Genomic DNA, 18,701 nt, shown 5'->3' with positions numbered 1-18,701 from the left:
CGGTATCAAGCGAGTATTTATTGATTTTTGAACGCATTTTGGCACCAGAATATTGAAGTTTGGAGGGCGAATCAGAGGCCCTCGATAAAGGAGCTAAACCTTAAGAGTCGGTTGGCAATTGATCCAGTTCCGTCTTGCTTGTCCCACTTTGTAGCAACTTTTAGACTTTTGAGGGGTGGATTCATTTGAAAAAAAGCCTTAATCCTGCTGTTAACAACCCGTTGACCATGTCACAAAACACTGGATTCGATATGCGTTTTCGCCATGCTCTCAACGTATTTGTTCTTCAGTAAAGCGACCATTAACCATTAAATCGGACAATCCAGCTATTCGGGGGTTGGAAAAGACGGCCAAGGTTGGGGACGAAATTGTCAAACATGATTCATGCACAGAACAACAGATCGTGGGCGAGTTCTATTATGCGCGCCGGCTGGTTTGTGTTCCTCATGGTCTTTGTGCCGATGTTGTTCGCATCCGCACAGGCTTCCGCCGAGACGAGGACTCTCAGGCTTTATTTCATCCACACCAAGGAGCGTGCCGAGATCACGTTCAAGAGAAATGGCCGATACCAGCAGGATGGTCTGAACAAACTCAACAAGTTCCTCCGTGACTGGCGCCGCAACGAGCCGACGAAGATGGACCCCCGCCTCTTCGATCTGGTCTGGCAGATTTATCAGAACGTCGGCGGCAGGGACTACATCAATGTGGTATCTGCCTATCGCTCTCCCGCCACGAATTCCATGCTGCGCTCCCGTTCGCGCGGTGTGGCGAAAACAAGCCAGCACATGCTGGGCAAAGCCATGGACTGGTATCTGCCGGGTGTAAAGCTTTCCACGCTTCGCGTTACGGCAATGAAATTCCAGGCTGGCGGCGTTGGCTACTATCCGACCTCCGGCTCTCCTTTCGTCCATACCGACGTCGGCAATGTCCGTCACTGGCCACGCATGAGCCGCAGGGAACTGCTGGCCGTGTTCCCGGACGGTAAGACCATGCATATTCCTTCTGATGGCAAGCCATTACCCGGCTACGACCAGGCAGTCGCCGCTTACGAATCCCGCAAGCGCAATGGTGGCAGCGCAATTCAGGTCGCGAGTGCTTCGGGTTCGAGCCGCAGTGGCAAGACGCTGTTTGGCATGATCTTTGGCGGCGGCGCTGATGAAGAAGAGGATTCCAGCGAGAGCACAACTGCTGTCGCTACTGCTTCCAAGCCTTCGAAGACGCTTTCGACCAAGCCAGCCGCGATAGCCGAAGACGCGGATGGAGGAGAGACCGCTGCGCCGGCTGTCGCAACGCGTGCCCAGCCTCAACCCGAAGAGCAGCAGATCGCTCCGGACCTGCCAGTGCGCGGCGCACCTGCGCCTTTGACCGCGCCGCGACCTGACGCGCCACTCGCGACATCGCCAGAAGACAACCGGGCCTTGGCCTTTGCGATTCCCGTACCGCTGCGTCGTCCTGACTATTCGCCGACGCCGGCGCCAGAAGAACCGTCAACGCTCAATGCGCTCGCTGAAGATCAATCGACTGTGATCGCCGCCTTGCCGATGCCGCGACCGGAGCCGCAGGATAGCGCCAGTGCTATTCGTGAGATGATTGCGGCCAATCCTAACAATGCGAGCGCCGATACGGCGCAGCCCCAAATGGCCAACGCGCTCGTTCCGGTACCTTTCGACAAACCCAAGCGCAATGACATGATGGTTGCATCGCTCGTGCCCGACCAGCGCCCCGCCACCGAAGCAATTCAGGCAACTGCGGCCGCCGACGAAGAGCTTATTCCAGCTCCGGATGATGATCTGCAGGCGATTATCAAGCAGGCCGACAGCGAGCATGGAAATGTTGTTTTCGGTTCGCAGCCGACGCCAGAGATGCCGACATTGCCGGGAACAACTGGTGGGCGTGTGAAACCGGCTGCACAGCAGAATACGCAGATGGCGTCGATTGAAACGCAGCCATCGCTGCGCCGGACCATGCTCGACGCTCAGGCCTCCGGCGACCCGGTGGCCGCGCTTAACAATGGCGTCATCACGACGGCCAAGGGCGCCAAGCCGCGCAAGCAGGCCGCACAGGGCCAGACTCCGAAAGCGATCCAGGTTTCCTCGGACGTTCCGGACCGAGCTCTTTCGACCGAGCAGGTCGCCGAGACGGCACCGGCCGTGACACCGGCAGTCCTGCGCAATGCAGAAATGCGAACGGCCCCGACGACGGTCTATACGGCCGGGTTCCAGCAGAGCCTGCCGGTCGCCAACGCCAACAAGTTCACCGGCAAGGCAGTCACATTCCTGCAGATCGCCAAGTTCAATCCGACGCACGGATCGTAACGGCGGCAAGAAAAACCCCTCCCTGCTGCTACGCAGCCTCCCTCCCCACAAGGGGGAGGGTAACGCCGTCGCGCTTGTCGTTACGCTAAAGTCCTATATCCCGGCGTTTGAAAACCTTGCAGAATTGAGCGCCTTACCCTCCCCCTCGTGGGGAGGGACGGAGCGAAGCGACGGGGAGGGGCCTCTTCATGCCACATAGCAACGTTCAGCCAAAAATCAGGATGCGGCGAAAACGTTGCGCCGCGAGTTGACAAAGGCGGAACGGCGAATGTGGGACATCCTGCGGAGTTTTCGCGGTCGCGGCGCCCGATTTCGCCGCGAGACACCAATCGGGCCATATATCGCTGATTTTGCCTGGCTATCCGCACGTATTATCATTGAGGTGGACGGCGATACGCATGCAACCGCCAGTGGTATCCGGCACGATCAGGACCGTGATACATTTTTGCGCGGTCAGGGCTTCGAAATAATCCGCTTCGATAACAACGATGTCATTTTCTCGGAAGAGGCAGTCTACCTCGAAATCGAAGCAGCTCTGCAAAAGCGCCTCATCCCAACACTCCCATAACCGGTGTTAGCCTGCGAGCTTGACTGCCTCGGCGGCGAGCTTGGTGATCTCGTCCCACTTTCCGGCCTTTACCAGTTCTTCCGGGGCAACCCACGAGCCACCCACGCAGACGACATTCGGCAGGTTGAGATAGCTTTTGGCGTTGGCGATGCTGACGCCGCCGGTCGGGCAGAACAGCGTGCCGGCCACCGGCGACGACAAGGATTTCAGGAAAGCTGCGCCGCCAGCCTGTTCGGCGGGGAAAAACTTCAGCATTGTGTAGCCCTCTTCGCGCAAGGACATGATCTCGCCCGGCGTGATGGCGCCCGGAAGCAGCGGTACCTTGCTGTCGCGCGCGGCTTCGATGAGCTGCGGTGTCGCGCCGGGCGAGACGATAAAGCGGGAACCAGCGTTGACGGCCTCGTCATACTGACGGGCATTGAGAATGGTTCCGGCGCCGACGATGGCCTCCGGCACTTCATTGGCGACGGCACGGATGGCATCGAGAGCAGCAGCAGTGCGCAGCGTGATCTCGATTGCTGGCAAGCCGCCCTTGGCAAGCGCCCGCGCCAACGGAACGGCATCGGCGAGATTCTGGATGAGAATGACCGGAATAACCGGCTGGCCCTTGAGGACGGGTAAGAGCAGATCGGTCTTCTGGGTCATTTCAATTCTCCGCTGGCTTGAACTTCAATCGATTTAGTAGTGTGCATCCGGTTTGTCTACCTTGGATTTCCTGGATCGGGCATAATGGAGGTGCCACTTACTGTCTCCTCGCAAAACCCTTGAATTTGACGCTCTAGCGCAGTAGTTGGATGCGATCATGACAGACCATACCTCAAACATGCCCTTTGCGGTGGCAGCACTCTATCGCTTTGCCCGGCTGGATCACTACCAGTCGCTGCAGGAGCCGCTGGCGAAGCTTTGCTGCGGGCAAGGGATCAAGGGTACACTGCTTTTGGCCGCAGAGGGTATCAACGGTACTGTCGCCGGAACGCCTGCGGCGATCAAGATCCTCGTTGATTTCCTCGAGGCCGAACCGGCCATTGCGGGGATGGAGCTGAAGTATTCCTACGCGAGCGAGATGCCTTTCAGACGCATGAAGGTGCGATTGAAAAAGGAAATCGTCACCATGGGCGTCGATGATATCGACCCGCTGCAAAGCGTTGGGACCTATGTGCCCGCGACCGACTGGAATGCGCTGATCTCCGATCCGCACACGATCGTCATCGACACGCGTAACGATTATGAGACGGCGATCGGGACGTTTCAAGGCGCCGTCGATCCGCAGACCAAGACGTTTCGCGAGTTTCCGCAGTGGGTGGAGAGCCACCGCGAGGAGTTGGAAGGCAAGAAAATCGCCATGTTCTGCACTGGCGGCATTCGCTGCGAGAAGGCGACGGCCTATGTCAAAGGCCTCGGCTTCGACGATGTGTTTCATCTGAAGGGCGGGATTCTCAAATATCTCGAGGATGTACCAGCGGAGGAAAGCCGCTGGGAGGGCGAATGCTTCGTCTTTGACGAGCGGGTATCTGTTGGACATGGTCTCATCGAGGGTGAGGCGGAACTTTGCCACGCCTGCCGCAATCCGATTGCGCCGGAGGACAAACTCTCGCCGTTGTTCGAAGAGGGCGTCTCCTGTCCCAATTGCTACCACGAGCGCACGGACGAAGACCGTGCCCGTTTTGCCGAGCGGCAGAAGCAGGTGCGCTTGGCCAAAGAGCGTGGCGAGAAGGCTCACATAGGTTCCTGAGCGTCTGACAAATTCCTCTGCTGTCATTGCAATGCCATGAACCCGGTCCTAACTAAGCGGAGCCAATTCATGCAGCCATGAGGAGAGACGCATGCTTGATCCGAAGAAGATTCTCGATGATTTCCTGGGAAGCAATGYTCCCGGAGTTGGAACATCGGTTCGCGACACGGCCGGCAAGGCGACGCAACTTGCCAAGGACAATCCGCTCGCCACCGGTGCGCTTGCTGCGATTCTTCTCGGCACCGGCACTGGCCGTGAGGTGGCTGGCAGTGCCCTGAAACTTGGCGGTCTCGCCGCCGTCGCCGGGCTCGCCTACAAGGCTTATCAGAACTACCAGTCGGGCAAGGCTCCCGCTGAAGCAACGCAAGCTTCCACCGGCGAGCTTGCTCCGCCTCCGGATGATTCAAGCTTCCGCCCCGAAACCGCGCCACAGGGTGAACATGAGTTTGCACTGGTGCTGGTACGCGCCATGATCGCAGCAGCCCGTGCCGATGGCATGGTGGACGAGACCGAAAAGGCGCGCATCATCGAAAAACTGTCACTCTCCGGCATCAACAGCGATACGCAGGAGTTCCTCAAGAACGAGCTGTCCTCGCCTGTCGATGTGGACGGACTGGTCGCGGCTGCGGTTACCGACGCGCAGAAGGTCGAACTCTATACCGCTTCGCGCCTGGCTATCGATCCGCAAACGCGGGCGGAGCGCGGCTATCTCGACCTGCTTGCCGGGCGTCTGAAACTGCCGGACAATCTCATCGATCATATAGAAGCGACTGTGGCTGATGTGAAGATTACATCTCCCGCTTGAGACCTTTCGAAAGCGGTTCCGGGCGATTGTGGAGGCAATTCCTGGCCAGCCACACGTCCGGGGTCGGTCGCTACTACGGCTAAAGGATTGCCAGTGCACTGGCGTAGTTCGGCTCCATCGCCTGGATATGCACTTGAAGCAGCTCGCGTAACGTCGAGATATCCTGTCGTTTGACCGCCTCCGCCATCTGCTGATGCTCTTCGAAGGTTTTCTGCCGATGCAGTCCAAGCTGCTCGGAGAGATGGGCGCGAAGTGCCGCGATGCGACCAGCGGCGATTTCGAAAGCTTCGGCGAACAGGGGGTTGCCGCAGTGTTCGAACATGGCGTCGTGGAAGCGTGTATCGGCCTCGGCATAGGCCAACGCATCGTCGGATGCGCGGGCTTTCTCCATCGCAATTATAGCAACCATCATTGCGCCGTACAGCGCCTTGGGCGCCCGTTCGACGGCCAAGCCGGCCGCCAACATCTCGAGATGGAGGCGATATTCCACGAGTGAATGAAGCTCCTCGCGGTTGGGCTTGAAGACGAAGCTGCCGCGGCGGGCCAGGATGACAATCAATCCTTGCAACTGCAGAATCGTCAACGCCTCGCGTACGGGYGTCCGGCTGACATCCATGGCGGCGGCAATCTTTTCCTCCGAAAGGGCCTCGCCAAGAGACAGTTCACGATTGAGTATCGATGCCTTGAGCTTGTCGGCCACGATGGCGGCAAGCGATTGCTGCCGGCTGATCGGGCTCTTCTTCATCGGATTGATGTTCTTGTTGGCCTTGATGCCTGAGTGTTCCTGTTCGCTCATGGTTTTGTTGTACCCTAAATACCGCGGGCGTCCAGTGGTTGGCAGGACGTCGCGGAATCGAGAAACCAGACCCACAATTCGTCAGTCCTAGTTTCGCGGCATCGACCTCCCCACGGTCGATGCTGGGGCGATAATCCGTGCTTCCCTTTCCCAGATATACCGGAGCCTTCATCGGACTTACCTCCAAACCATGTTCCATGGGGATGCTTGTCAAATGAGGTACTGTATGTCAACAGTATCGCGAGATGCGGTGGCGTGCGGGCAGCATGTTCAACCGCTGAACCGTTTCGTAGACATCAATCAAAGGACTAAATGCATGAGCAGGCTGTATTCGCTTTCGTACATGACAATCGAGACCAGCCCGCCAAAGATGATCGAATTCGCTGCCGAGGCAGGATACGATCTGGCAGGCATCCGCATGATGCCTACTCTGCCGGGCGGCCAAGCCTTTCCGTTGATGGACGATCCAGCCATGCTTCGCGAAACGCTGCTGCGTATCGACGATACAGGCGTCAAAGTCCTCGATGTCGAGATTGCCCGCATTGATGGGGTGTCTGGGGTCGAGCTTTGGCTTCCCATGCTGGAAGCATCAGCAAAGATCGGTGCACGCACAATCGTTGTGGCTGGCGACGATCCGGATGAGGCGCGGATGACTGAAACCTACGGCTTACTTTGCGACGCTGCGGCGCCATTCGGCTTGACCGCCAATCTCGAATTCACACCCTGGACGACGCTGAACAATGCGGCCACGACCAGCCGTATCGTCTCTGAGGCCGCGCGCCCGAACGGCGAGATATTGATCGACCTCATCCACGTGGCACGGTCCAAGACAACGATCGCCGACATCCGCGCAATCGATCCCGCCCGCATGAGCTATTTCCAGATTTGTGATGCGCCGCCCGGAATTCCCACGACCAAGGAGGAACTGCTGTTCACCGCAAGGCAGGAGCGGCTGTTGCCGGGCGAGGGCGGCGTCGATGTCGCCGGCATCATAGGCGCGCTGCCCGACAACCTGATTGTCAGTGTCGAGGTGCCGAGTCATTCCAGGCTTGCGGCCATGGGACCGGCGGAGTGGAGCAGGCTGACCCTGGAAACCTGCCGGGCATACATGGACGAATTCGACACTGCACAAACGACCAGGCCCACCCGCGCTGCAGGTTAAAGCCGCCATATTGCGGGTCATCCAGGCGGGAAGAATGGAGGAAACGATGACTGCTTTGCAGGCGGCGGCGATGCCGCCTTTCGACACGGCGTTGCTTGACCGGTTGATGCAGGAGCGAGGGCTGGACCTGCTCCTGGTTTCGTCGAAGCACAATGTCCAGTACCTGCTCGGTGGCTATCGCTTTTTCATGTTCGACTACATGGATGCGACCGGCCTCAGCCGCTACCTGCCAATCCTGATCTATCCCAAAGGTCGTCCCGATCTTGCCGCCTATATCGGCAATCCCAACGAAGGTTACGAGCGTGATCTCGGTCGTTTCTGGCCGGGCACCCTCGACCTGAAGGCACGGGGATCGGTCGATTCGATGCAACACTGCCTCGAACGGATAGCAGCTTCCGGAATTCCGGTATCCTCAATCGGAGTGGAACTGGGTTTCCTGCCGGCTGACGCATTTCAGGTCCTTCGTTCTGGTTTGCCGAATGCTGCGATTTCGGATTGCGTCGAAACTCTGGAATCGCTGCGGGCGGTGAAGACCCCTGCAGAACTCGATGATCTCAGGCAGGCATCGGAGCGCGTGGTCGACGCCATCATGGCGACGTTTTCCCATATAGAGCCGGGCCAGACCAAGCAGGATATCGTCGAGGTTCTGCGCCGGGAGGAGGTGCAACGCGACCTGGTGTTCGAATATTGCCTGATCACCGCGGGGACGAGCCTGAACCGTGCCCCCTCGGATCAACGCTTGCAGGAGGGCGATATCATATCACTCGATTCGGGCGGAAACTATCGCGGCTACATTGGCGATCTTTGTCGCATGGGCATCCTYGGCCGGCCTTCGCCGGAACTAGAAGATGCGCTGGCAGTCATCGAAGAAATACAGCAAGCAGCCAGACGGCCGATCCGCAGCGGGGCCATCGGCCAGGATATCTTCGCGGCAACCGCGCCGCTCATGTCAGCAAAGCGCGACGGACGCATGAGTTTCGTTGCACACGGGATGGGACTGGTTTCCCATGAGGCGCCGCGGCTTCTCGATGACGGGCCGATCCCGTATCCAGCGACGCATCGCGGTCTGGCACTGGAGACGGGAATGGTGTTGTCGATCGAAACGACCTGGCAGCATCTACGGCTCGGCTTCATAAAGCTGGAGGACACGGTTGCGGTAACGGCGGACGGTTGCGAAGCTTTCGGCGATGCGGGGCGGGGCTGGAACCGCTGCGGCGGTCGATGAACCGTAATGGCCGCTTAGTCGAGAAGCGGCCCGATATGGTCCAGTGTCGGACTGCGGGCAGCACGGCTTCCCGAGCTTCGCGCAGGCTCTGTCCCTATGCCGTATCGCTTCGACATCATCAGAATATGCGTGCTGAGCAATTCGAGTGCCTTTACCATATCTCCGGCCTCCAGCATTGCGACAATGGCAAGATGTTCGCCACTCGCCTGTTTGCGCGTTGGGAGCGTCGAGCGGTGTGAGCGTAGTGCGGCTACTTTGCTCGACACCAACCGATAGGCATTGATGAGGTAGGGATTTCCGCAATGCTCGAGCGAAGCGTCGTGGAAGCGCCCGTCGGCGCGCGCGCTGTTCAGGTTGTCGCCGGCTTCACAGGCGGCATTCATGTCGTCCGCTGCGGTACGCATGGCCGCCAGGGTTTCGTCGCGCCGGCTCTGCATTGCAAGACGCAGCGCCTCGATTTCAATCATCTTGCGGAATTCGCAGAGGTTCACCGTGTCCTCATGCGTCGGCAGGAAGACGAAGCTGCCTCGTTGCGGGCGAACGTCGAGCAATCCTTCCTGTTCGAGCGTCGCAAAGGCCTCCTTGACCGGGCTTCTGCTGACGCCGAGAGTGGTAGCCAGCTTGTCTTCGGACAAGGCGTCGCCCAGTTCGATTTCACCATCGAGGATAGCCCGCCGCAATCTCTCGGTTACCCGAACGCCCAGCGAGGATCGTGGCCTTTGATCCATTCCTACGGTCCTCCTAATGTTCGCCGGTACCCATCCATCGTGCAGAGCAATGCTAGTCCTCTATGACGCAGGCCGCGACGAAAGCAATAGTCTTCAATAACTCCGTTGCCATCAGCTCTCGAGCGCGTCAAGAAAACGGCGTGTGGCCGCCATTCCCTTTTCGGCTCGCTCGGCGAAACTCAATGTCGAATCGCCTTTGTGTGGCGTCTCGACACTGATGGTAATGTCGCGGGGCAGGACGGACATCAGCTCGCTCAGCCACAGTCCGCCGTCGCCTGGAAACATTCGCCCGGTTCTTGCTTCCGCGATACAGGCGGCATTGTCCGGTGGCTGCTGGGCAGGGGCATCGCAGAGCTGAAGGTAAAGAACCTGGCCCTCTGACAAAGCCGCGACATCGGCAGGACTTCCACCGGACCGCGACAGGTGCAAGGCATCAAGAAGAATCCCCACATTGTCGCGTCCCGATGCCGCCGCAAGGCGGGCAGCATCCTGGATCGTTGCGGTGGAGCGCCACCGCATGAATTCGATGGCCATCTTCATGCCGTGCTGTGCTAGGGCGTCGGCAATCCGGCCAAGCCTGTCGCCCGCCCGGGAAAGGTCATGGTCCTCGCAGGTGATCTGCATCATCGGCATGCCAAATTCAGCTGCTACCTCGATCACCGGCAACCAGCTTTCAACATCGGTCTCTGGAAGCAGCGTGAACACTTCGCCGTCATAGAAAGAGATACCGAGATCGGCGGCCGTTGTTTTGATTTCCCGGATCAGGGAAGTGTTTCCGACGATCGGATGGGCGAGTTCCAGGCCATGCGGAGCGATCAGGCGCAGCCCGGCCATATCGTAGCCGGACTGGGCGGCTGCCTTCACATGCTCAAGTGGCGGGCAGCCCTGTACGGTGAGGAAGGCGAGTGAAAGTGGATATTGCTTGTACATGTCAGGCCTCAGTAGGTCGCACGGCCGCCGGAGACGTCAAAGACTGCCCCCGTCGAGAACGAGCATTCTTCCGAGGCTAGCCACGAGACGAGCGCTGCGACCTCATCGGCCTGGCCCAGCCGGCCGACTGGAATTTTCGCGGTCACATAGGCCCGGAATTCCGGCGTCAGCTGGTTCATCATCTCGGTTTCGATTGCCGCAGGCGTGACGCAGTTCACACGGATCTCGGTAGTTGCGAGCTCCTTGCCGACCGATTTGGTCAGGGCGATGACGCCTCCCTTCGATGCGGAATAGGCCACTGCATTGGGATTGCCCTCCTTACCGGCAATCGAGGCAATATTGACGATTCGGCCATAGCCGGTCTTAAGCATTTCACGGACCGCTGCCTGACAGCAGATAAAAACCGCGTCGAGGTTGAGTGACATGACAAACCGCCAGCCTTCCAAAGGATATTTCGCGAAGCTTTCGACTGGGCCGTTATGGCCCGCACCGGTGACGAGAATGCCAAGCGGCCCCATGTCGGCCACGACTTCTTTCATTGCCGCATCGACGGCCGCTGCGTCCGTCACGTCGACGACATAACCTTTCGCGCCGGGCAGTTTTGCCGCCGCTTCCTCGACGCTCTCGCGATTGATATCCCACAGCGCGACCTTGTGGCCCTTCGCCGCCAAACGTGCTGCGATCGGAAATCCGAGACCGCCTGCTCCTCCCGTTACGATTGCAACGCGTGGTGTTTCTTTTCCCGTCATTTGGTCTCCCAATCTTGTCCCTGCACGTCTGTTTGCCAAAAAGTGGCGCTTGACATTTGCAACATACTAACATTCTAGTAGCCTACATGGGTCGGAAACGGCCTGCTTGTCAAGCGGGAGCAGCAACTGACAAGGCGAATAGGAGGAGAAAAAGAATGGGACTGAAGGGCTCTGCCTTTCTCGTGATGTGGCATGACATCGCCGAAGGCGCTGTTGGTGACTATATCGAATGGCATACGCGCGAACATATGCCGGAACGCTTGTCCATCCCTGGTTTTACCACGGGCAAGCGTCTGCACGCGCCCTATGCGTCCCGTTACGCCTTCGGTACGATCTATGCAGGCGAAAGCCTCGAAACCTTCCGATCGCCCGATTATCTCGAGCGACTCAACAACCCGACGCCCTGGACGGCCACTATCGCGCCGAGCTTCCAGAATTTCCTGCGCGTTGCCTGCGAGACGATCGCGACAGCGGGCAAGGGCGATGGCGGCAGCATGGCGACAATCCGCGTCGACCTCGCAGGCGATGATGCCGAAAAGCAGTTGAAGGAAAAGGCGCAGTTGCTTGCCGAAGCCATCCTGGCCGTGCGTGGCGTCTCCAGCGTTCACATCGGTGTTTCCCGCAACGAGGTTTCCAGCGTGCGCACACGCGAAACCGAGTTGCGCAAGGAAATGCGCGAGACCGGATTTGACGTCGTGATCCTGATCGAGGGCTCGTCCAGCCCAGGTTTGCACTCCGCCTTGCCCGAGGCCGAGCGGCTGGCACTTGCCAGCTGCGTTTTGGCCGGCCCCGTCAGCAATATCTATGAAACGGCATTTTCCCTCACGGCTGAAGACATGAGGGCCAGCTCATGACGCGGATATTAGTCACGGGCGGCGCGGGTTTCCTGGGCGGCTGGATCCTCAAGGCGCTGACCGCGCAGGGTCATGCGGTCCGCATCTTCGACCGCACGGTCGATCGCCGGATCCTGCGGGAGATCGCCGGCGAACAGGCGGATCGCGTCGAGTGGTTCCAGGGCGACATCACCGATGGAGATGCCCTGAACGAGGCAGCACGTGATTGTTCCTCCATCATTCACCTGGCGGCATTGCTGACCCCGGCTTGCAAGAACGATCCCGTTCTTGGCGCCAAGGTCAATCTGATCGGGACGCTGAACGTCTTCGAAGCAGCGAAGACCAATGGAATTGAGCGTGTTGCGTATGCGAGCAGTGCGGCGGTGTTCGGTCCCGATGACGGCGCCGCACCTTATCCAGTGACGCAATATGGAGCTTTCAAGCTCGCCTGCGAAGGCAGCGCGCGCGCCTATTGGCATGATGCAGGCATCGCCAGCATCGGTCTGCGCCCCACGGTCGTCTATGGCCCCGGCCGGGAGGTCGGGCTTACAGCCGGCCCAACGATCGCCTGCCGCGAGGCAGTTGCGGGCAATGCTTACACGATCGGCTATTCGGGTCCGCAGGATCTGGTTTTTGTCGCAGACGTGGCGGCCGCCTTTGCCGCAGCGGCAACCCGGTCATTTGAAGGCGCCCACGCGATTTCATTGGGCGGCGCTACGGAAGATGTGCCCGATGTGATCGCGGCGATCGTGGCTGAGGTTCCGGAAGCAAGGATCGATTTCGACGGACCGGCCGTTCCGATGGCGCCAGACATCGCTCCGACCGACAATCGCACGCTGCTTGGAACAATGCCTTTTACGCCTCTCCGCGAAGGCATTTCGCACACCGTTTCCCACTACCGGTCAATGGCAGCGAGGTCCTGATGCCCATCCGGAGCAAGATATCGCAGTATCATCCCGGTCATCGTCTTGAGGGGGTTGGGCACTTAGGCGAACCCGAGGGCCGAAATAGAAATATAGAGATCGAGCGGGTCGACGCTTCGAAGGACGCCTTTGGCGACGCCAAATGGCTAAAGAGGAGTTTTGCCGCTCCAAAAAATTTGACCAACGGCAACAAGAGGAGGACTTTTCATGTTGGGTAATTTTTCATTTCGGACCACAGCACTTGCGATGGTGGCAGGGGTCACCATGGCGCTCGCCGCATCCAACGCCCATGCGCAGGCGCTGGAGAAGATCAAGGAAGCCGGTTTCATCCGCGTCGGCGTCATGGGTGAACAGGCGCCCTGGGGCTCCATCGATGCCGGCGGCAAAAACATCGGCTACGATGTCGACGTGGCAAACCTCATCGGGGAAGAAATGGGCGTGAAGGTCGAATTCGTACCCAACGCCGTTGCTGCCCGTATTCCAAACCTTCTGACCGGCAAGGTCGACCTGCAGATGGCCGTCATGGGCATGTATCCCGATCGCGCCAAGGCGGTACAATTCACAAAGCCCTATGCCGGATTGAAGATTATTCTTCTGTCCAGCGCAAAGAACAAGATCACGACCATTCAGGACGCCAAGGACCTTCGTATTGGCGTGCCGCGCGGCGCAGCGCAGGACAAGGCGATTACGGCAGCGCTCGGTGACGTTCCGAACATCCGCCGCTTCGACGATGACAGCTCCAATATGCAGGCGCTTGTATCCGGACAGGTGGACGCCATCGGTGGCAACACCACCTACAAGATCAACCTGGACAAGGCTGCTCCCGGCAATGATTTCGAGCAGAAGGTCGTTTTCAACGAGCAGTGGATGGGCGTCACTACCAAGCTCGGCGACAAGGAAATCAATGACTGGCTCAATCAGTTCATCGACAAGATCCGCGCTGACGGCCGCCTGGCGGCCATCAACAAGAAGTGGCTCGGCGAGGATTTGCCGAACTTCCCCGAAAAGCTCGAGGGTGTTCCGTTCAGCGTGCAATAGCGGCTGCAACGATCTTTATTGAAGCCATGACACGAAATGGGTGCGCGGCCGCTCTTACATAGCCGCGCTCCCGATCAGCCGCAGGGAACTTGATATGCGTAATATTTTCATTCTGAATGGGCCGAATCTCAACCTTCTCGGCGAGCGCGAGCCCGATATATACGGCCATACCACGCTGGGCGATATCCGCAGCTGGTGCATGGCGGATGCGGCCGAACTCGGACTGACCATCGACTTTCGCCAGTCGAACTTTGAAGGCGAAATCATCGAGTCGATCCATTCGGCCCGTCATGAGGCCGCCGGGATCATTATCAACCCGGCCGGTTTCAGCTTTTCGTCGATTGCCATCCTCGATGCATTGAAGACCTTCACCGGTCCAAAGATCGAGCTGCATATTTCTAACATACATCAGCGCGAAGCGATCTATCACAAGTCGCTCGTATCGACGACTGCGACGGCTGTGATGGCCGGCTTCGGGGCCTACGGTTACCGCCTCGCTTTGCGCGCCATAGCGGAGATGACAACATGACACGCATTGCCCTGATGGGTGCCGGCCTCATCGGCCGCGAGCATGCCGAACTGCTGGTATCGAATTCGACTGCGCAGATTGCAGCGATCTGCGATCCGTCGCCGGAAGCGGCGCAGCTGGCCGCTCGCCTGTCCGTTCCCCACTGGGTCGACTACAACACCATGCTGGACGAAGCCAAACCTGACGGCGCGATCATAGCGCTGCCGAACCGCCTCCATGCGCCGGCGGCACTGGCCTGCATCGAGCGCGGAGTGCCCAGCTTGATTGAGAAGCCGATCGCGGAAAGCCTTTCCGCCGCTGCCCGCATCGTCGAGGCTTCCGAACGGTCAGGCGTCCCGGTTCTGGTTGGCCATCAGCGCCGCCACAGCCCCGATATCCGCGCGGCGAAACGCGCAATCGACGCGGGTGAACTCGGACCGCTCGTTGCCGTCAACGGCATGACGCTGTTCGACAAGCCGGACGATTATTTCAACACGGAATGGCGAAGGAAGATCGGTGGCGGCGTGCTTCTCATCAACCTGATCCACGACATCGACGTCCTGCGGTATCTCGTCGGCGAGATCGAAAGCATCCGCGCCTTCACCTCGTCCGCGCGGCGCGGCTTCGAGGTCGAGGATACGGCCAGTATCTCGATCCGCTTCGTCAACGGCGTCCTTGGTACATTCCTGATTTCGGACGGTGCGGTCAGCCCCTGGGCCTGGGAATATACATCGGGCCAGGCGCTCTATCATCCGACGCAGCCCGGACCGTGCCTGTTCCTGGCAGGGCGCAAGGCCGCTCTTTCGGTCTCCGACATGTATCTCTGGCGTCATGCCAACGAGAACGATCACTGGCAGCATCCGCTGGTTCGCGAACATCGCACGGGCGATGGATCACTGACCTATGTGAATCAACTCGACCACTTCGTCGCTGTCATTCGCGGTGAGGCGAAACCGCTTATCACCGCCCGCGATGGCATGTCGACGCTTGCCGCGACCCTCGCGGTCGATGTGGCGGCACGCGAGGACCGAACGGTGACACTTTCGGAAATGCTGGCTGAGGGCAGGGCTGCGGCATGACGATGAAGCTGTCACCAGTCGACCGGATTGTCGCCGGCGTTTGGGCGGAACGGGCCAAGCAGGCCTCGCTGAATGTCTTGAAACCAGTATTTGCCGAGAGTGCCTGATGACCGATCTGATGACCAAGACAATTCAAGGTGAAGCGGTACCGGTGCTCGGCTTCGGCACATTCGAGCTGAAGGGCCCGGAAGGCGAGGCCGCGATCCGCACAGCGATCGAACTCGGCTATCGCCAGGTAGATACAGCAATCCGCTACGGCAACGAGGTAGAAGTCGGCCGCGCAGTGCGGGCCAGTGGCGTGCCAAGAAATGAACTCTTTGTCACGACCAAGATCTGGTTCGACGACCKGGCGCCGGAAACCGTCGCGCGCCGTGTCGATGAAAGCCTCGACAGGTTCGGCTTCGATCAGGTCGACCTGCTTCTGATTCACTGGCCCGCGAAGGACATTCCACTCGGCGAGACACTTGCCGCATTCGCCGACGCGAAGGCGCAAGGAAAAACCCGGCTGATCGGTGTCAGCAATTTTACCGTCACTCTTTTGGACGAAGCACTCGACGTGCACAAACCAGAGCTGTTCTGCAATCAGGTCGAGTATCATCCGTTTCTGTCGCAAGAGAAATTGCTCGCGCGGATGCGCCAGGCCGACATGCTGCTGAATGCCTATCAGCCGATAGCGCGCGGCAAGGTCTTTGCGTCGGATCTCCTCAATGATCTTGGCCGCAGATACGGCAAGTCGGCGAGCCAGATCACGCTGCGCTGGCATATCCAGCAGAAGAATGTCGGGGCGATTCCGCGCTCTTCCAAGCTTGAGAACATCATCGCCAATCGGGACATTTTCGATTTCGAACTATCGCCGGAGGATATGGCCGCTATCCATGGCCTTGCTCGTGGCGAACGCTATACCCGCTTCGATTGGGAACCCGATTGGGACTGAGGCGCGCAACGCAGGGAGGTAGAGAATGACACTTGATTTCAGCGTGGTCACCGATGCGTGGCAAAGTTTGGCGTTTGGGGCGTTAGGAACCCTGTTCCTCGCCATCGCCGGCATGTCCATTGCTACAGTCATCGGTGTGCTGGGCGTTGCGATCCTCAGAGCCCAGATGCGTGTGCCGTCCTTTCTGGTCACGGCGTTTGTCGAGGTTATCCGCAACACGCCATTTCTGGTCCAGATTTACTTCATCTTCTTCGCCCTGCCTCTCGCTGGCGTCAGGCTCAACCCTACCATCACCGCCATTCTCGCACTCGGTTTGAACGGCGGCGCCTACGCCATAGAAATCATTCGTGGCGGCGTCGAAAGCATACCCACGGGGCAAACGGAAGCTGGACTTGCACTCGGCCTGCACAAACATGAAGTCTTCCGCTTCATCGTTCTGAAGCCCGCAATTCGCGCGATCTATCCGTCGCTGTCCAGCCAGTTCATCCTGTTGACGTTGACCACCTCGATTTGTACTTCGATCTCCGCTTACGAGCTGACCTCCGTCGGGCAGCGTATCGAGGCGGAAACCTTCCGCAGTTTTGAAACCTATTTCACGCTGACAGGAATCTATCTGGTGATCTCGCTGGCCACGATGTGGCTCCTAGCTGAAATAGGCCGCCGCGCCTTCAATTACCCGCAACGTTGAGGAGGATACGAAATGGGACCGCAAGAGTTTGCCTACCTGTTACAAGGCCTCGCCTGGACGCTCGTCCTGACAGCCATGGGATTTGTTGGCGGGATCGCATTCGGCATCATCGTGGCGCTTATGCGTGTATCGTCGGTGACGTGGATCCGCATGATTGCGATCGGCTGGATCGGACTTTTTCAGGGCACGCCGCTGCTGATGCAGCTGTTCGTCGCCTATTTCGGTCTGCCTTTGCTCGGCTTCAACCTTCCAGCCTGGGCCGCTGTCGGTATCGCGCTTACCGCCCATGCCTCGGCGTTCCTCGGTGATATCTGGCGCGGCGCAATACAGGCAGTTCCAAGGGGGCAAACGGAGGCAGCCATGGCACTTGGCCTTCATACCCGCAGCCTCATGATCGACGTGATCATGCCGCAGGCATTCAAACTCTCCCTCCCGGCGACGGTCGGATTCCTGGTGCAACTCCTGAAGGGGACTTCGCTTGCGGCGATTGTCGGCTTCATCGAATTGACCCGTGCCGGATCGATCGTCTCCAATCAGATTTACAGGCCGCTTCTCGTCTTTGGAGTTGTGGGCGCGATGTATTTCGCCATGTGCTGGCCCCTCTCGCTCTGGGGTCGGAACATTGAGCGGCGCATGTCAGCCGGCGCCTCCAGGTAGAAAGGAACAGAACCGTGACACATCCGAACGAGACCATCACGTCCCGCCAACAGAACGACGACCAGCCCATGGTAATGATGCGCGACGTGGAAAAATATTACGGCACTTTTCACGCGCTCAAGAACATCAATCTGACGGTTGCAAAAGGTGAGAAGATCGTGCTTTGCGGGCCATCCGGGTCAGGAAAGTCAACGTTGATCCGCTGCATCAATGCGCTGGAGGTCAGCCATGGCGGCGAGATCGTCGTGGCAGGACACAGCCTGCACAATGACCAAAAAGCCATTGATGCCGTGCGCCGCGTGGTCGGCATGGTGTTTCAGCAATTCAACCTGTTCCCGCACAAAACGGTTCTGGAAAACTGCATTCTCGCCCCGATGCGCGTGCGCAAACTGTCGCGCGCCGAAGCTGAAGCCACGGCCCGCAAATATCTTGAGCGGGTTCGCATCGGCGATCAGGCCGCCAAATACCCGGCGCAGCTTTCCGGCGGCCAGCAGCAGCGTGTGGCGATCGCCCGGGCGCTCTGCATGGAGCCAAAGGCCATGCTTTTCGATGAGCCGACCTCGGCGCTTGATCCGGAAATGGTCAAGGAAGTTCTCGACACCATGGTGTCGCTCGCCCGCGATGGAATGACGATGATCTGCGTGACCCATGAAATGGGCTTCGCGCGCCAGGTCGCCGATCGTGTGATCTTCATGGCCGACGGTGAGATTGTTGAAGAGAACGATCCCGAAAACTTCTTCCGTGCCCCCAAGCATCAACGCACACGTGCATTTTTGGGCGAAATTCTGGCCCATCACTGAGTATTCGCCGCCTGAAAACGCGGGAGGCAATGGCATGCACCGGACATTGAGCGAATCCAGTCAAACCTATGACGTGGCTGTCCTCGGGGCGGGCGCAGCAGGGCTGTCGGCGGCGATTTTCGCGGCGCTTGAAGGGGCACGAGTGCTTTTGGTCGAAAGGTGTGCGCATCTTGGAGGCACGTCTGCCTTTTCCGCGGGAACGACATGGATACCTCTGACACGCCATTCGGT

Annotated in this window: 21 protein-coding genes; 16 read left to right on the top strand and 5 right to left on the bottom strand. The window is 58.9% G+C overall.

All coding sequences use genetic code 11. The annotated features are described in order from the left end of the window. Window positions 1–461: 461 nt before the first annotated feature. Both ACXJ5O_RS05065 and ACXJ5O_RS05060 read left to right on the top strand, forming a co-directional pair. Window positions 462–2,315: a DUF882 domain-containing protein gene (locus ACXJ5O_RS05065; RefSeq protein WP_457298943.1), complete on the top strand. Its 1,854-nt coding sequence runs from the start codon at window positions 462–464 to the stop codon at window positions 2,313–2,315. 268 nt (window positions 2,316–2,583) lie between these two features. Then, window positions 2,584–2,883, top strand: coding sequence for an endonuclease domain-containing protein (locus ACXJ5O_RS05060; protein ID WP_457298942.1), 300 nt, complete (start codon window positions 2,584–2,586; stop codon window positions 2,881–2,883). A gap of 6 nt (window positions 2,884–2,889) precedes the next feature. Here ACXJ5O_RS05060 and ACXJ5O_RS05055 read toward each other — a convergent pair whose 3' ends face one another. Beyond that, the gene (locus tag ACXJ5O_RS05055) at window positions 2,890–3,528 is read right to left on the bottom strand and encodes a 2-dehydro-3-deoxy-phosphogluconate aldolase (protein WP_457298941.1); all 639 of its coding nucleotides are present in this window, start codon (window positions 3,526–3,528) and stop codon (window positions 2,890–2,892) included. Between the two features lie 157 nt (window positions 3,529–3,685). On the opposite strand from ACXJ5O_RS05055, the gene trhO reads away from it, so the two are divergent. Then, complete coding sequence (trhO, locus tag ACXJ5O_RS05050; RefSeq protein WP_457298940.1) at window positions 3,686–4,615, top strand: oxygen-dependent tRNA uridine(34) hydroxylase TrhO; 930 nt, start codon at window positions 3,686–3,688, stop codon at window positions 4,613–4,615. A 91-nt stretch (window positions 4,616–4,706) separates the two neighbouring features. Then, window positions 4,707–5,420 carry a tellurite resistance TerB family protein gene (locus ACXJ5O_RS05045; protein WP_457298939.1) on the top strand — a complete coding sequence of 238 codons (714 nt, stop codon included), beginning with the start codon at window positions 4,707–4,709 and terminating at the stop codon, window positions 5,418–5,420. A 79-nt stretch (window positions 5,421–5,499) separates the two neighbouring features. Here ACXJ5O_RS05045 and ACXJ5O_RS05040 read toward each other — a convergent pair whose 3' ends face one another. Further along, window positions 5,500–6,216 (bottom strand): GntR family transcriptional regulator, encoded by a 717-nt coding sequence (locus tag ACXJ5O_RS05040; RefSeq protein ID WP_457298938.1) that lies wholly within the window; start codon window positions 6,214–6,216, stop codon window positions 5,500–5,502. Between the two features lie 316 nt (window positions 6,217–6,532). On the opposite strand from ACXJ5O_RS05040, the gene ACXJ5O_RS05035 reads away from it, so the two are divergent. Together ACXJ5O_RS05035 and ACXJ5O_RS05030 are read left to right on the top strand one after the other, a co-directional pair. Then, window positions 6,533–7,378, top strand: coding sequence for a sugar phosphate isomerase/epimerase family protein (locus ACXJ5O_RS05035; RefSeq protein WP_457298937.1), 846 nt, complete (start codon window positions 6,533–6,535; stop codon window positions 7,376–7,378). A 46-nt stretch (window positions 7,379–7,424) separates the two neighbouring features. Next, on the top strand, window positions 7,425–8,603 hold the full coding sequence (locus tag ACXJ5O_RS05030) for a M24 family metallopeptidase (RefSeq protein ID WP_457298936.1): 1,179 nt from the start codon (window positions 7,425–7,427) through the stop codon (window positions 8,601–8,603). Between the two features lie 14 nt (window positions 8,604–8,617). Here ACXJ5O_RS05030 and ACXJ5O_RS05025 read toward each other — a convergent pair whose 3' ends face one another. The 3 genes from ACXJ5O_RS05025 to ACXJ5O_RS05015 all read right to left on the bottom strand — a co-directional run bounded on the left by ACXJ5O_RS05025 (window position 8,618) and on the right by ACXJ5O_RS05015 (window position 11,010). After that, window positions 8,618–9,331, bottom strand: coding sequence for a GntR family transcriptional regulator (locus ACXJ5O_RS05025; RefSeq protein ID WP_224513805.1), 714 nt, complete (start codon window positions 9,329–9,331; stop codon window positions 8,618–8,620). Window positions 9,332–9,442: 111 nt separating this feature from the next. Then, window positions 9,443–10,261 carry a sugar phosphate isomerase/epimerase family protein gene (locus ACXJ5O_RS05020; protein ID WP_457298935.1) on the bottom strand — a complete coding sequence of 273 codons (819 nt, stop codon included), beginning with the start codon at window positions 10,259–10,261 and terminating at the stop codon, window positions 9,443–9,445. 8 nt (window positions 10,262–10,269) lie between these two features. Continuing rightward, window positions 10,270–11,010, bottom strand: a complete 741-nt coding sequence (locus ACXJ5O_RS05015) for an SDR family NAD(P)-dependent oxidoreductase (RefSeq protein ID WP_457298934.1) — start codon at window positions 11,008–11,010, stop codon at window positions 10,270–10,272. Window positions 11,011–11,165: 155 nt separating this feature from the next. Here ACXJ5O_RS05015 and ACXJ5O_RS05010 point away from each other — a divergent pair, with 155 nt between their 5' ends. The 10 genes from ACXJ5O_RS05010 to ACXJ5O_RS04965 form a co-directional block, all read left to right on the top strand. Further along, on the top strand, window positions 11,166–11,864 hold the full coding sequence (locus tag ACXJ5O_RS05010; RefSeq protein ID WP_457298933.1) for a hypothetical protein: 699 nt from the start codon (window positions 11,166–11,168) through the stop codon (window positions 11,862–11,864). Further along, window positions 11,861–12,766, top strand: coding sequence for an NAD-dependent epimerase/dehydratase family protein (locus tag ACXJ5O_RS05005; RefSeq protein WP_457298932.1), 906 nt, complete (start codon window positions 11,861–11,863; stop codon window positions 12,764–12,766). The genes ACXJ5O_RS05010 and ACXJ5O_RS05005 overlap by 4 nt, the downstream gene beginning before the upstream one ends. 207 nt (window positions 12,767–12,973) lie before the next feature. Next, window positions 12,974–13,804 (top strand): transporter substrate-binding domain-containing protein, encoded by an 831-nt coding sequence (locus tag ACXJ5O_RS05000; protein WP_457298931.1) that lies wholly within the window; start codon window positions 12,974–12,976, stop codon window positions 13,802–13,804. A 94-nt stretch (window positions 13,805–13,898) separates the two neighbouring features. Then, window positions 13,899–14,333, top strand: coding sequence for a type II 3-dehydroquinate dehydratase (locus ACXJ5O_RS04995; RefSeq protein ID WP_457298930.1), 435 nt, complete (start codon window positions 13,899–13,901; stop codon window positions 14,331–14,333). Next, window positions 14,330–15,391, top strand: a complete 1,062-nt coding sequence (locus tag ACXJ5O_RS04990) for a Gfo/Idh/MocA family protein (protein ID WP_457298929.1) — start codon at window positions 14,330–14,332, stop codon at window positions 15,389–15,391. Before ACXJ5O_RS04995 ends, ACXJ5O_RS04990 begins: the two co-directional genes overlap by 4 nt. Window positions 15,392–15,497: 106 nt before the next feature. Continuing rightward, window positions 15,498–16,325: an aldo/keto reductase gene (locus tag ACXJ5O_RS04985; RefSeq protein ID WP_457298928.1), complete on the top strand. Its 828-nt coding sequence runs from the start codon at window positions 15,498–15,500 to the stop codon at window positions 16,323–16,325. 25 nt (window positions 16,326–16,350) lie between these two features. Next, the gene (locus ACXJ5O_RS04980) at window positions 16,351–17,013 is read left to right on the top strand and encodes an amino acid ABC transporter permease (protein ID WP_112531664.1); all 663 of its coding nucleotides are present in this window, start codon (window positions 16,351–16,353) and stop codon (window positions 17,011–17,013) included. Window positions 17,014–17,025: 12 nt separating this feature from the next. After that, window positions 17,026–17,670, top strand: coding sequence for an amino acid ABC transporter permease (locus ACXJ5O_RS04975; protein ID WP_457298927.1), 645 nt, complete (start codon window positions 17,026–17,028; stop codon window positions 17,668–17,670). 68 nt (window positions 17,671–17,738) lie between these two features. After that, the gene (locus ACXJ5O_RS04970; protein ID WP_224513967.1) at window positions 17,739–18,470 is read left to right on the top strand and encodes an amino acid ABC transporter ATP-binding protein; all 732 of its coding nucleotides are present in this window, start codon (window positions 17,739–17,741) and stop codon (window positions 18,468–18,470) included. 34 nt (window positions 18,471–18,504) lie between these two features. Further along, window positions 18,505–18,701 (top strand): FAD-dependent oxidoreductase (locus ACXJ5O_RS04965; protein ID WP_457298926.1); only part of this gene is annotated, 197 nt, incomplete at its 3' end.

It is taken from the genome of Phyllobacterium sp. P5_D12 (assembly GCF_054049495.1).
Note: the sequence above shows the minus strand (reverse complement) of the source record. Positions and strands in the feature narration are given on the sequence as shown.

Coding starts and splice junctions, on each gene's coding strand:
- ACXJ5O_RS04995 (WP_457298930.1), top strand. CDS start 13,899: ATGCGTAATATTTTCATTCTGAATGGGCCGAATCTCAACCTTCTCGGC.
- ACXJ5O_RS05055 (WP_457298941.1), bottom strand. CDS start 3,528: ATGACCCAGAAGACCGATCTGCTCTTACCCGTCCTCAAGGGCCAGCCG.
- ACXJ5O_RS05005 (WP_457298932.1), top strand. CDS start 11,861: ATGACGCGGATATTAGTCACGGGCGGCGCGGGTTTCCTGGGCGGCTGG.
- ACXJ5O_RS04975 (WP_457298927.1), top strand. CDS start 17,026: ATGGGACCGCAAGAGTTTGCCTACCTGTTACAAGGCCTCGCCTGGACG.
- ACXJ5O_RS04990 (WP_457298929.1), top strand. CDS start 14,330: ATGACACGCATTGCCCTGATGGGTGCCGGCCTCATCGGCCGCGAGCAT.
- ACXJ5O_RS05025 (WP_224513805.1), bottom strand. CDS start 9,331: ATGGATCAAAGGCCACGATCCTCGCTGGGCGTTCGGGTAACCGAGAGA.
- trhO (WP_457298940.1), top strand. CDS start 3,686: ATGACAGACCATACCTCAAACATGCCCTTTGCGGTGGCAGCACTCTAT.
- ACXJ5O_RS05010 (WP_457298933.1), top strand. CDS start 11,166: ATGGGACTGAAGGGCTCTGCCTTTCTCGTGATGTGGCATGACATCGCC.
- ACXJ5O_RS04970 (WP_224513967.1), top strand. CDS start 17,739: ATGGTAATGATGCGCGACGTGGAAAAATATTACGGCACTTTTCACGCG.
- ACXJ5O_RS05060 (WP_457298942.1), top strand. CDS start 2,584: ATGTGGGACATCCTGCGGAGTTTTCGCGGTCGCGGCGCCCGATTTCGC.
- ACXJ5O_RS05035 (WP_457298937.1), top strand. CDS start 6,533: ATGAGCAGGCTGTATTCGCTTTCGTACATGACAATCGAGACCAGCCCG.
- ACXJ5O_RS05065 (WP_457298943.1), top strand. CDS start 462: ATGTTGTTCGCATCCGCACAGGCTTCCGCCGAGACGAGGACTCTCAGG.
- ACXJ5O_RS05015 (WP_457298934.1), bottom strand. CDS start 11,010: ATGACGGGAAAAGAAACACCACGCGTTGCAATCGTAACGGGAGGAGCA.
- ACXJ5O_RS05000 (WP_457298931.1), top strand. CDS start 12,974: ATGTTGGGTAATTTTTCATTTCGGACCACAGCACTTGCGATGGTGGCA.
- ACXJ5O_RS05020 (WP_457298935.1), bottom strand. CDS start 10,261: ATGTACAAGCAATATCCACTTTCACTCGCCTTCCTCACCGTACAGGGC.
- ACXJ5O_RS04980 (WP_112531664.1), top strand. CDS start 16,351: ATGACACTTGATTTCAGCGTGGTCACCGATGCGTGGCAAAGTTTGGCG.